The following is a 10,896-nucleotide window of genomic DNA, read 5'->3' as shown; positions in this document are numbered from 1 at the left end:
ATGCCGATTTAGCCGCGCCGGGCCATGGATGGCCCGTCGCGGCGGCCCGCGGAACCGTGCCGGAGTGCGGGCATGCCGAGCCTAGGCGAGGCACCGAGTGGTGGGGCAAAGACCTTTTGGTTACTTTTGGGGCGTTTGCCAAAAGTGACCCGCTGTAAGAGCGGAACCATAAGTAGCCGTTACCTAAATAACGGATATTTACTCAAAAAAACTCACACCCAGAAACAATTCCCCCCGCACTCCGCCGCTACCAAAACTGTTCCCATGACGCGCACGTAACCCTCGCCTGTGACCTTTCTCTACGGCAAGGTGCCATCACCGCAAATGCAGTTACCCGCCTACACACTTAAACTCGGAAAAATCACGCACCTTTTTCGCGCATGCATTTCCTACACTGCCCTTTCCTGGATCAGAATCCACGGCGAAACCACCACCGCCCACAAACTCGGATCCCGCTCAACCAGGTCCAATGCCCGCGTCGCAGACACCTCGCCAAGACTCCCCGCAGCCAGCCAGGCAGCGACTTTCTCACGGTTGTCCTCAGCCATGCCCTCGGCGGCCTCGATCAAATCCAGCCCGGCATCGACCCACAATAGGGCACCCTTGGCAAAGAACGGCTCAAGCTCCTTCCAGGAAATTTCGGCAGTTTCACCAAGCAGCTTGGCATAGAGGGTGCTAGGTTCTTGCGTCATGGGAGTTCACCTGAAGAAAAAATCGGCGCAATCATACCGTCGAGCCCCAGGCAGAAAAACCCAGTTGCAAATGAGGCACCGAACGAAAGTGTCAGGAAAGCCAAGGATTGCCCGAAACTCTGGCATCACCCCGCCGCAATTCTGTCTTTTTCTTTCATTTAAGCGACATACCCGGGTTTTGCCCCCAGCAGCCAGCTTTTCAAGCGATCAACCGGCGCTCTACACTGTACCGGTACAGTTGCCAGGCCGCTGCCGGGGGATATCCGAGATATCTGATCCGGTTCTGCAGCTCACAAGGCCGCTAGAACTATAAAAAATACAACAGTAAGAGTGGAGCACTATGAATAAGGCTACTAAGCAGATTTCCAAACTGTTTGCCGCTATGGTCCTGGCCGGGGTTGCCAGCCATTCGTTCGCAGCTGACACCATCAAGATCGGTATTGCCGGCCCTAAAACCGGCCCTGTGACCCAGTACGGCGACATGCAGTTCATGGGTGCCAAGCAGGCCATCGCCGACATCAACGCCAAGGGCGGCGTAGATGGCAAAATGCTCGAAGCCAAGGAATACGACGACGCTTGCGATCCAAAACAAGCCGTGGCCGTAGCCAACAAAGTGGTCAACGACGGCGTCAAGTTCGTGGTCGGTCACCTTTGCTCCAGCTCCACTCAGCCAGCATCCGACATCTACGAAGACGAAGGCGTGATCATGATCACCCCGGCTGCCACCAGCCCGGAAATCACGTCCCGTGGCTACAAGCTGGTCTTCCGTACCATCGGCCTGGACAGCGCCCAGGGCCCTGCCGCCGGTAACTACATCGCCGACCACGTGAAGCCGAAAGTCGTAGCCGTTATCCACGACAAACAGCAATACGGTGAAGGCATCGCCACTGCCGTTAAACAAACCCTCGAGAAGAAAGGCGTGAAAGTTGCCCTCTTCGAAGGCATCAACGCTGGCGACAAAGACTTCGGTTCGCTGATTCAGAAGCTCAAGCAAGCCAACGTCGACTTCGTCTACTACGGCGGCTACCACCCTGAGCTGGGCCTGATCCTGCGCCAAGCCAAGGAAAAAGGCGTGAACGCCAAGTTCATGGGCCCTGAAGGCGTCGGCAACGACTCCATCTCGCAAATCGCCCAGAACGCGTCCGAAGGCCTGCTGGTTACCCTGCCGAAATCCTTCGACACCGATCCTGCCAACAAGGCAATCGTTGAAGAGTTCACCAAGAACAAGCAGGACCCAACCGGTCCGTTCGTGTTCCCGGCCTACTCGGCAGTTGAAGTGATCGCCGGCGGTATCGCTGCCGCGAAGAGCGAAGACACCGCCAAGGTGGCAGCGGCCATCCACGCCGGTACCTTCAAGACCCCGACCGGCGACCTGAGCTTCGACGCCAAGGGCGACCTGAAGGACTTCAAGTTCGTGGTCTACGAATGGCACTTCGGCAAACCAAAAACCGAAGTTTCCCCTCAGTAAGCCAGGCGTTACTGGTCAACAAGCCCACTGTGCAAGCAGTGGGCTTTGTTTTACGAGGTTTATGGGCCTGTCACCCGCGATCCGGGCGCTGGCTCACCTGAAAATCTTAAAACCGTCACCAGCGGTTCGCTGGCAAACGCTTTGTGCAACCTGATCACAGAACAGGGCACCGAGCCGGAAATTGACTCCACCAGTGAAATGCGTATCGGGTTTTTAGGAGCGCTGTAATGCCTGAGATCTATCATTTTTTCCAAACGCTGGTTAACGGCATGACCGTTGGCAGCACCTATGCCTTGATAGCCATTGGCTACACAATGGTTTACGGCATCATTGGAATGATTAACTTCGCCCATGGCGAGGTGTACATGATTGGTTCCTACGTGGCCTTCATCGCCCTTGCCGGGCTGGCCATGCTGGGTATCCATTCCCTGCCGCTGTTGATGACCGCCGCATTCCTGGCGTCCATCGTCGTAACCAGTGCCTATGGCTACAGTATCGAACGCGTTGCGTACCGCCCCTTGCGTGGCAGCAACCGCTTGATCCCGCTGATCTCCGCGATCGGCATGTCGATTTTCCTGCAGAACACCGTATTGCTGTCCCAGGACTCCAAGGACAAATCCATTCCCAACCTGATCCCGGGGAGCATCTCCTTCGGCCCAGGCGGCGCACAGGAAGTGCTGATTTCCTATATGCAGATCCTGGTCTTCGTCGTCACCCTGGTGGCGATGCTCGGCCTGACCCTGTTCATCTCCCGCTCCCGTCTGGGGCGCGCCTGCCGGGCCTGCGCCGAAGACATCAAGATGGCCAACCTGTTGGGCATCAACACCAACAACATCATCGCCCTGACCTTCGTCATCGGTGCCGCACTGGCGGCTATCGCTGCCGTGTTGCTGAGCATGCAGTACGGCGTGATCAACCCCAACGCCGGTTTCCTGGTGGGCCTCAAGGCCTTCACCGCGGCGGTATTGGGCGGCATCGGCAGCATTCCGGGCGCGATGCTCGGCGGGCTGGTGCTGGGGGTGGCTGAAGCCTTTGGCGCCGACGTATTCGGTGACCAGTACAAGGACGTGGTGGCATTCGGTCTATTGGTTCTGGTGCTGTTGTTCCGGCCGACCGGCATTCTGGGCCGTCCGGAGGTTGAGAAAGTATGAGCAGATATCTTAAATCGGCGTTTTTCAGCGCCTTGCTGGTCTGGGCCGTGGCCTTCCCGGTACTCGGGCTCAAGTTGAGCATTGTCGGGATCAACCTCGAAGTGCATGGCACCGGTCCTGTGACGTTGACCATCATTGCCCTGTGCTCGGTGCTGATGTTCCTGCGCGTGCTGTTCACCCAACAGGTCGGGGCACTCCTCAAGTCCAACCGTGGCCCGTTGGTATCGCCCAAGGTCAGCCAGTTCCTGACCCTGCCGCGCACCCAGCGCTACATCATCATCGGCCTGATCGTGGCCGCGTTGATCTGGCCTTTCTTCGGCTCCCGTGGTGCGGTGGATATCGCGACGCTGATCCTGATCTACGTGTTGCTGGGCCTGGGCCTGAACATCGTGGTGGGTCTCGCCGGCCTGCTCGACCTGGGCTATGTGGGCTTCTACGCGGTGGGTGCCTACACCTACGCGCTGCTCTCGCATTACCTGGGCTGGGGCTTCTGGATCTGCCTGCCACTGGCCGGCATGGCGGCGGCCACATTTGGCTTCCTGCTGGGCTTCCCGGTACTGCGCTTGCGCGGTGACTACCTGGCGATCGTGACCCTGGGCTTCGGTGAAATCATCCGTCTGTTCCTGCGTAACCTCACCGATATCACCGGCGGGCCCAATGGCATCAGCAGCATTCCCAAGCCAACGTTCTTCGGGCTGACGTTCGACCGCACCGCGGCCGAAGGCATGCAGACGTTCCATGAGTACTTCGGGATCGACTACAACCCGGTGAGCAAAGTGGTGTTCCTGTACCTGGTGGCCCTGCTGCTGGCACTGGCGGCGCTGTTCGTGATCAACCGCCTGCTGCGCATGCCGATCGGTCGCGCGTGGGAAGCGTTGCGCGAAGATGAAATCGCCTGCCGTGCACTAGGCATGAACCCGACCGTCATCAAGCTTTCGGCATTCACCCTCGGGGCCACCTTCGCCGGTTTTGCCGGCAGCTTCTTCGCCGCGCGCCAAGGCCTGGTGACCCCGGAGTCGTTCACCTTCATCGAGTCGGCAATCATCCTCGCCATCGTGGTACTGGGCGGCATGGGCTCGCAGCTCGGCGTGATCCTCGCGGCGATCGTGATGATCCTGCTGCCGGAAATGATGCGTGAATTCAGCGAATACCGCATGTTGATGTTCGGCGCCATGATGGTGCTGATGATGATCTGGCGACCTCAAGGCCTGCTGCCCATGCAACGTCCCCACATGGAGCTGCGCAAATGAGCCGCGAGATCCTGAAAGTCGAAAACTTGAGCATGCGCTTCGGCGGTTTGCTGGCGGTCAACGGCGTGGCCCTGACCGTGCAAGAGAAACAAGTCGTGGCCCTGATCGGCCCCAACGGCGCCGGCAAGACCACGGTGTTCAACTGCCTGACCGGCTTCTACAAGCCGGCTGGCGGCACCATCCTGCTGGACGGCCAGCCGATCCAGGGCCTGGCCGGCCACGAGATCGCCCGCAAGGGCGTGGTGCGCACCTTCCAGAACGTGCGGTTGTTCAAGGACATGACGGCGGTCGAGAACCTGTTGATCGCCCAGCATCGCCACCTGAACACCAACTTCTTTGCCGGCCTGTTCAAGACGCCGTCGTTCCGCAAGAGCGAGCGCGAGGCCATGGAATATGCAGCATACTGGCTGGACAAGGTCAACCTCACCGAGTTTGCCAACCGTCCTGCCGGCACCCTGGCCTACGGTCAGCAACGGCGCCTGGAAATCGCCCGCTGCATGATGACCCGCCCGCGGATCCTCATGCTCGACGAACCGGCCGCCGGCTTGAACCCGAAGGAAACAGAAGACCTCAAGGCGCTGATCAGTGTGCTGCGTGAAGAAAACAACGCCACCGTGCTGCTGATCGAACACGACATGAAACTGGTCATGAGCATTTCCGACCATATCGTGGTGATCAACCAGGGCACGCCACTGGCCGACGGTACGCCGGAGCAGATCCGCGACAACCCGGAAGTGATCAAAGCCTATTTGGGGGAAGCGTAAAATGCTGCAATTCGAAAACGTTTCCACTTTCTACGGCAAGATCCAGGCGCTGCACAGCGTCAACGTGGAGGTGCGCCAGGGCGAAATCGTTACCCTGATCGGCGCCAACGGTGCCGGTAAATCCACGCTGCTGATGACCCTGTGCGGTTCGCCCCAGGCTCACAGCGGCAGCATCCGCTACATGGGTGAGGAGCTGGTGGGCCAGGCCTCCTCCGAGATCATGCGCAAGAGCATTGCCGTGGTTCCGGAAGGCCGCCGGGTATTTGCCCGCCTGACCGTGGAAGAGAACCTCGCCATGGGCGGGTTCTTCACCGACAAGGGCGATTACCAGGAGCAGATGGACAAGGTGCTGCACCTGTTCCCGCGGCTCAAGGAACGCTTCAGCCAGCGCGGCGGCACCATGTCCGGCGGCGAACAGCAAATGCTCGCCATCGGCCGCGCGCTGATGAGCAAGCCCAAGCTGTTGTTGCTGGACGAACCGTCTCTGGGGTTGGCGCCGATCATCATCCAGCAGATCTTCGACATCATCGAACAGCTGCGCAAGGACGGTGTGACGGTGTTCCTGGTGGAGCAGAACGCCAACCAAGCGCTGAAGATTGCCGACCGCGCCTACGTGCTGGAAAACGGCCGCGTGGTGATGCAGGGCAGCGGCGAACAACTGCTGACCGATCCGAAAGTACGTGAGGCTTATTTGGGCGGTTGATGCCCATCTGGTCAATGTATGAGCGGGCTTTTGTGGGAGCGGGCTTGCTCGCGAAGGCGGTGGATCAGCCAACTTGTTGGGTGACTGACCCACTGCCTTCGCGAGCAAGACCGCTCCCACATTTGTTTGGTGTGAACCAAAGACTTTGGCGAAACCTGAAATTATTTTCCCCGGCTTTGTAACGAATCCCTTCCCCCTTTCTCTAGTGGTGTAAGCAGGCGAACATGCTTGCCAACTCAACCCACTGCTGGAGATACACCATGACTACCAAAACCCGCTCGCTGTCCGCCGCCACCCTCGTCCTGGCCCTGGGTTCGGCCCTGAGCCTGTCCGCCCTGACCACCACCGCCCACGCCGCCGATGACATGCAGAAATGCTTCGGTGTAGCCGAAGCCGGCAAGAACGATTGCGCCGCAGGCGCGGGCACTTCCTGCGCGGGCACCTCGAAGGTCAAGGATCAGGCCAACGCCTGGAAACTGGTCCCGGCCGGTACCTGCCTGAAAACCCCAAGCACCACCTCGCCAACCGGCTTCGGCCAGGAAGCAGCCTTCACCGCCAAGTCCTGAAACCCTGCACAGCCTGAGTACTGACGATGACGCTCTCATTCACCCACTCCATCTCCCAGGCTCAGGCGCCCGGCCTCCCCCGTCGGGCCGGGCTGGGGCTCAAGAACGAGCACTTCAGTGAAGTGCTCGAGACGTCCCCCGATATCGGTTTTTTTGAAGTCCACGCCGAAAACTACATGGTGGCCGGCGGGCCTTTCCATCACTACCTGGGCTTGATCCGCGAACAGTACCCGCTGTCGCTGCACGGTGTAGGCCTGTCCATTGGCGGTGAAGGTCCGCTGAACGACGAGCACCTGGCGCGCTTGGCCATGCTGATCGAACGCTATCAACCCCACTCCTTTTCCGAACACCTGGCCTGGTCCAGCCACGGCCCGGTGTTTCTCAATGATTTGCTGCCGCTGGCGTATGACGATGAAACCCTGAAGCGAGTGTGCGAACACATCGACCAGGTACAAACCCGCCTACAGCGGACCATGCTGCTGGAGAACCCGTCGACCTATCTGCAATTCCAGTGCTCCACCCTGGAAGAGACCGACTTCATCAGCGAAGCGATTCGCCGCACCGGCTGCGGGCTGCTGCTGGACGTGAACAATGTGTATGTGTCGTGCATCAACCATCAGCAAGACCCGCTGAAGTACATCGAGGCCTTGCCGTTGCACGCCGTGGGCGAGATTCACCTGGCAGGGTTTGCCGAAGACACCGACAGCCTCGGCGACCGTTTGCTGATTGACGATCACGGCGCCCCCATCGACAACGCGGTATGGCAGCTCTACCAGCACGTGCTCAGCCGCACCGGGCCGGTCGCCACGCTGATCGAGCGCGACAACCAGGTGCCGGCGTTCAGCGTGCTGCACGCTGAAGCACGCGAGGCCGACCGGTTTCTGCTGGAGGTGCGTGCATGAGCCGCCAGGACGTCTTTAGCCGCGCCCTGCTGTCCCCCGAGGAAAACTGCCCGCAAGGCTTGTTCAGCCGCAACGGCGCCGATCCGGCCGGTCGTTTTGCGGTGTATCGCAACAATGTCCATAGCTCGCTGATCAACGCGCTGGCCGCCGGCTACCCGGTCACCCTGCAACTGGTGGGCGATGAGTTTTTTCGGGCGATGGCCGGTGTGTATGTCCAGGGTTTCCCGCCGACAAGCCCTCTGATCAATGAATACGGCAGCGACCTGGCGGACTTTATCCAGGGCTTCGCCCCCGCCGCCAGCGTGCCTTACCTGGCTGACGTGGCGCGCCTGGAGCGATTGCGGGTGAGGGCCTACCACGCGGCGGACGCACAGCCACTGGATCAACAGGAGGTCATCGCCACCCTGCAACAACAGTCGGACCTGGGCGAACTGCGCCTGCAACTGCATCCATCCCTGGCCACCCTGAACTCGGCCTACGCCGTGGTGGCTTTATGGGCGGCGCATCAGACCGGCGAATCCCTCGCCACCCTCGACCCCTTCCATGCCCAAAGCGCGCTGGTACTACGCAATGGCCTGCACGTGCAGGTATTTCACATCGACAGCGGCTCAGCGACGTTTATCAACAGCCTGAACAACGGTTGGCCATTGGAAATGGCCGTGGCCTACGCCCTCGATGCGGCCGCCGAATTTGACCTGCACCAATGCCTGGCCCTGCTGATCGGTCACGGCGCCATCACCCACTTGCACACAGAACCCAAGGTATCGCCATGAACACCACCGCTCCCGGGCTGATCCAACGGATCATCCAGTGCTTCGAGAAAATCCCCTACAGCCTGATCGCCTTTGTCGCACGCTTCTCTATCGCAGCGGTGTTCTGGAAATCCGGCCAGACCAAAGTGGAAGGCCTTGCCGTGGACCTGATCGGCGGGACCTTCCAACTGGGCTGGCCGCACTTGGCGCCGTCCACCCTGCCGCTGTTTCGCAGCGAATACCACGTGCCGCTGCTGTCTGCGGAAGTGGCGGCGCACATGGCTGCGTTCGCCGAGCATTTCTTCCCGGTGCTGATCCTCGTGGGGTTTGCCACGCGATTCTCGGCGCTGGCGCTGCTGGGCATGACCCTGACCATCCAGCTTTTCGTCTACCCGGACGCCTACCCGACCCACGGCACCTGGATCGCATTGCTGCTGCTGTTGATGGCCAAGGGGCCGGGCAGCTTCTCGATTGATCATCTGATCGCCCGGCGCTACCGCTAAAGGCGATCGAGGGCTTCGCCGCTGCGCTTGAACCAGCCCACCAGATAATCTGCGAGTACCTGGGTGCGGCGCGGCAGGCCGCCCTGATACGGATGGACCAGGTACATCGGCATGCTGCGGGTCTGATAATCCCGCAGGAGCCAGCGCAGGCGACCGTCAGCCAATTCCGCGTGCAGCACGTAGGACGGCAAGCGCGCGATGCCCGCCCCCACCAATGCAGCCTTCTTCAACAAGTTGTAATGGTTGGAGGCAAAGGTCCCGGATACCCGAACCCGCAGCAGCTCATGCTGTTGGTGATACAGCCACTCTTCACGACCACTGTAGTGGCTGTTCAGCAAGCAGTTGTGGCCCACCAGTTCCGCCGGCGTCAGCGGCTCGCCGTGCTGTTCCAGGTAAGCCGGGCTGGCGCAGGTCATCTCGTGCCAGGCGAGCAACGGCTTGGCGACCAGACGCTCGTCGTTGGCGACCTCCGAACGTACCGCCAGGTCGAAGCCATCCCGCGCCAGGTCCCGGTACTGGTTGTTGAGTTCCAACTCGATCTGCACCTGTGGGTACTCCCGGGAAAACTCCAGCAACAGACCGTCGAAGAAGGTTTCGCCCAGGGACACCGGAACCGTCATACGCACCGGGCCGACGAGATCATCCTTGAGCCTGGCCAACGCCTGACGTGCCCGCTCCACCTGGACCACCAACGCCTGGGCTTGCGGCAACAGCGCCGCACCCGCCGCCGTCAGGCTCAGGCGGCGGGTGGTGCGATGCAACAACACCACCGAAAACTGCGCTTCCAACTGGCTGATGCGCTTGGACAGTTGCCCTTTGCTGCAGCCCAGTTGCTGGGCCGCCAAGGTAAAGCTGCCGGCTTCGATCAACACGGCAAACGCGGCGAGGTCATCCATTTCGCTCATGGATTGTTTCCAATTGAAAACCAAAGGTTGCCTATTAGTGCACTTATCCGCGCAAAAAATCACTCTAGACTGAAACCTCACCTACACATCTGGAGGAAGGCACGATGAAAATCCTGTTGATTGGCGCAAGCGGTACCGTGGGTTCGGCGGTGAAGGCAGAACTGTCCCAACGGCATGAAGTGATCAGCATCGGTCGCAAAAGTGGCGACTTCCAGGTCGATATCAGCGACAGCGCCTCGATCCGCAAACTGTTCGAACAGACCGGCAAATTCGACGCACTGATCTGCGCCGCCGGCAGCGTCAACTTCGTGCCCCTGGGCGACATGAGCGAAACCGATTTTGACCTGGGCCTGCAAGACAAGCTGATGGGCCAGGTCAACCTGCTGCTGATTGGCCGCGAGTTCGCCAATGACGGCGCGTCGTTCACCTTCACCAGCGGCATTCTCAACCGCGATCCGATTCGCACCGGTGCTTCGGCTGCCCTGGTCAACGGCGCGCTGGATGCATTCGTGAAAGCCGCTGCGATCGAACTGCCCCGCGGCCTGCGCATCAACTCGGTCAGCCCTACCGTCCTGCTGGAAGCCATGGGCAGCTACGCGCCGTACTTCCGTGGGTACAAACCGGCTCCGGGTGCAGAAGTGGCGTTGGCCTACGCGAAAAGCGTGGAAGGCTTGCAGACCGGGCAGACGTTTATCGTTGGTTGACCAGCCTGAAAAGCCGTCACCGTTGAACCCAGGGCATCCATTTACGGAGCATGTCCTGGGGGACGGAAAACTGTATTTCTCGTGTGTTCAGCACACCCATGACAGTGGCGCCATCACTCACGTTGTAGCCGTCTACGTATGTCGAAACCTGCTTGTTGTAAGCCAGTAAAGTAATTGCAGCCGTGCGGGCCCTGGCCTCCGGGCTCAGCGTGACATTGACCGAAATAAAGTCCGGGCTACTGTCAGGCGTCCTCTTCACGGTGATCGAGATCTCGGTAAAGTCAGTGGCAGAGGAGTACTCCAGCCGCGCCGGTTCACTGCCCAGTGCAGAACCCGTCACCAGTAACAGCCCCCACAGATTCCATCGAATAGTCATCGCGGCTTTCCGAATAAAAGAGAAAGACGTTCCCATGACCGTTCACATCCCTCTATAGGAAAAGTCCCAGCAGGGATGATCGCCCCCGGCACACCTTATTCAACCTGTGTCCCGGGCTTGTGATGCACCGCCAGCCTGCGTAACGTGGCGGCACTTATCA

General features: G+C 60.0%; 14 protein-coding genes. 11 read left to right on the top strand and 3 right to left on the bottom strand.

Going from position 1 to position 10,896, the window contains the following annotated elements; genetic code table 11:
* Nucleotides 1-389: 389 nt before the first annotated feature.
* A complete protein-coding gene (locus HYE77_RS17830) occupies nt 390-692 on the bottom strand; it encodes a DUF2288 domain-containing protein (RefSeq protein WP_003211652.1) in 303 nt (100 codons plus the stop codon).
* Between the two features lie 340 nt (nt 693-1,032).
* Here HYE77_RS17830 and HYE77_RS17825 point away from each other — a divergent pair, with 340 nt between their 5' ends.
* The 10 genes from HYE77_RS17825 (at nt 1,033) to HYE77_RS17780 (ending at nt 8,751) form a co-directional block, all read left to right on the top strand.
* Complete coding sequence (locus tag HYE77_RS17825; protein ID WP_087693197.1) at nt 1,033-2,160, top strand: branched-chain amino acid ABC transporter substrate-binding protein; 1,128 nt, start codon at nt 1,033-1,035, stop codon at nt 2,158-2,160.
* A 45-nt stretch (nt 2,161-2,205) separates the two neighbouring features.
* On the top strand, nt 2,206-2,388 hold the full coding sequence (locus HYE77_RS17820; protein ID WP_003211657.1) for a hypothetical protein: 183 nt from the start codon (nt 2,206-2,208) through the stop codon (nt 2,386-2,388).
* Nucleotides 2,388-3,311 (top strand): high-affinity branched-chain amino acid ABC transporter permease LivH, encoded by a 924-nt coding sequence (gene livH / locus HYE77_RS17815; protein WP_003211659.1) that lies wholly within the window; start codon nt 2,388-2,390, stop codon nt 3,309-3,311. The genes HYE77_RS17820 and livH overlap by 1 nt, the downstream gene beginning before the upstream one ends.
* Nucleotides 3,308-4,561 carry a high-affinity branched-chain amino acid ABC transporter permease LivM gene (locus HYE77_RS17810; RefSeq protein ID WP_003211661.1) on the top strand — a complete coding sequence of 418 codons (1,254 nt, stop codon included), beginning with the start codon at nt 3,308-3,310 and terminating at the stop codon, nt 4,559-4,561. Before livH ends, HYE77_RS17810 begins: the two co-directional genes overlap by 4 nt.
* Complete coding sequence (livG, locus tag HYE77_RS17805) at nt 4,558-5,325, top strand: high-affinity branched-chain amino acid ABC transporter ATP-binding protein LivG (protein ID WP_003211663.1); 768 nt, start codon at nt 4,558-4,560, stop codon at nt 5,323-5,325. The genes HYE77_RS17810 and livG overlap by 4 nt, the downstream gene beginning before the upstream one ends.
* Before the next feature lies 1 nt (nt 5,326).
* On the top strand, nt 5,327-6,028 hold the full coding sequence (locus tag HYE77_RS17800; RefSeq protein ID WP_003211664.1) for an ABC transporter ATP-binding protein: 702 nt from the start codon (nt 5,327-5,329) through the stop codon (nt 6,026-6,028).
* A 260-nt stretch (nt 6,029-6,288) separates the two neighbouring features.
* A complete protein-coding gene (locus HYE77_RS17795) occupies nt 6,289-6,594 on the top strand; it encodes a DUF2282 domain-containing protein (protein WP_003211666.1) in 306 nt (101 codons plus the stop codon).
* A 26-nt stretch (nt 6,595-6,620) separates the two neighbouring features.
* Nucleotides 6,621-7,496: a DUF692 domain-containing protein gene (locus HYE77_RS17790; RefSeq protein ID WP_177069067.1), complete on the top strand. Its 876-nt coding sequence runs from the start codon at nt 6,621-6,623 to the stop codon at nt 7,494-7,496.
* Complete coding sequence (locus HYE77_RS17785; RefSeq protein ID WP_003211670.1) at nt 7,493-8,269, top strand: DUF2063 domain-containing protein; 777 nt, start codon at nt 7,493-7,495, stop codon at nt 8,267-8,269. The genes HYE77_RS17790 and HYE77_RS17785 overlap by 4 nt, the downstream gene beginning before the upstream one ends.
* A complete protein-coding gene (locus HYE77_RS17780; protein WP_003211673.1) occupies nt 8,266-8,751 on the top strand; it encodes a DoxX family protein in 486 nt (161 codons plus the stop codon). The genes HYE77_RS17785 and HYE77_RS17780 overlap by 4 nt, the downstream gene beginning before the upstream one ends.
* Here HYE77_RS17780 and HYE77_RS17775 read toward each other — a convergent pair.
* Nucleotides 8,748-9,656 carry a LysR family transcriptional regulator gene (locus HYE77_RS17775; protein ID WP_003211675.1) on the bottom strand — a complete coding sequence of 303 codons (909 nt, stop codon included), beginning with the start codon at nt 9,654-9,656 and terminating at the stop codon, nt 8,748-8,750. The two genes, HYE77_RS17780 and HYE77_RS17775, sit on opposite strands and share 4 nt — an antisense overlap.
* 104 nt (nt 9,657-9,760) lie before the next feature.
* Here HYE77_RS17775 and HYE77_RS17770 point away from each other — a divergent pair, with 104 nt between their 5' ends.
* Entirely contained in the window at nt 9,761-10,360 is a 600-nt protein-coding gene (locus tag HYE77_RS17770) for a short chain dehydrogenase (protein WP_003211677.1), read from the top strand.
* Between the two features lie 16 nt (nt 10,361-10,376).
* On the opposite strand, the gene HYE77_RS17765 is transcribed toward HYE77_RS17770, so the two are convergent.
* Complete coding sequence (locus HYE77_RS17765; protein ID WP_008432073.1) at nt 10,377-10,772, bottom strand: hypothetical protein; 396 nt, start codon at nt 10,770-10,772, stop codon at nt 10,377-10,379.
* Between the last annotated feature and the right edge of the window lie 124 nt (nt 10,773-10,896).

Origin of the sequence: Pseudomonas sp. IPO3774, assembly GCF_013386835.1 — a bacterium.
Classification (GTDB): domain Bacteria; phylum Pseudomonadota; class Gammaproteobacteria; order Pseudomonadales; family Pseudomonadaceae; genus Aquipseudomonas.
Note: the sequence above shows the minus strand (reverse complement) of the source record. Positions and strands in the feature narration are given on the sequence as shown.

Coding starts and splice junctions, on each gene's coding strand:
- livG (WP_003211663.1), top strand. CDS start 4,558: ATGAGCCGCGAGATCCTGAAAGTCGAAAACTTGAGCATGCGCTTCGGC.
- livH (WP_003211659.1), top strand. CDS start 2,388: ATGCCTGAGATCTATCATTTTTTCCAAACGCTGGTTAACGGCATGACC.
- HYE77_RS17775 (WP_003211675.1), bottom strand. CDS start 9,656: ATGAGCGAAATGGATGACCTCGCCGCGTTTGCCGTGTTGATCGAAGCC.
- HYE77_RS17800 (WP_003211664.1), top strand. CDS start 5,327: ATGCTGCAATTCGAAAACGTTTCCACTTTCTACGGCAAGATCCAGGCG.
- HYE77_RS17830 (WP_003211652.1), bottom strand. CDS start 692: ATGACGCAAGAACCTAGCACCCTCTATGCCAAGCTGCTTGGTGAAACT.
- HYE77_RS17780 (WP_003211673.1), top strand. CDS start 8,266: ATGAACACCACCGCTCCCGGGCTGATCCAACGGATCATCCAGTGCTTC.
- HYE77_RS17790 (WP_177069067.1), top strand. CDS start 6,621: ATGACGCTCTCATTCACCCACTCCATCTCCCAGGCTCAGGCGCCCGGC.
- HYE77_RS17810 (WP_003211661.1), top strand. CDS start 3,308: ATGAGCAGATATCTTAAATCGGCGTTTTTCAGCGCCTTGCTGGTCTGG.
- HYE77_RS17795 (WP_003211666.1), top strand. CDS start 6,289: ATGACTACCAAAACCCGCTCGCTGTCCGCCGCCACCCTCGTCCTGGCC.
- HYE77_RS17770 (WP_003211677.1), top strand. CDS start 9,761: ATGAAAATCCTGTTGATTGGCGCAAGCGGTACCGTGGGTTCGGCGGTG.
- HYE77_RS17825 (WP_087693197.1), top strand. CDS start 1,033: ATGAATAAGGCTACTAAGCAGATTTCCAAACTGTTTGCCGCTATGGTC.
- HYE77_RS17765 (WP_008432073.1), bottom strand. CDS start 10,772: ATGGGAACGTCTTTCTCTTTTATTCGGAAAGCCGCGATGACTATTCGA.
- HYE77_RS17785 (WP_003211670.1), top strand. CDS start 7,493: ATGAGCCGCCAGGACGTCTTTAGCCGCGCCCTGCTGTCCCCCGAGGAA.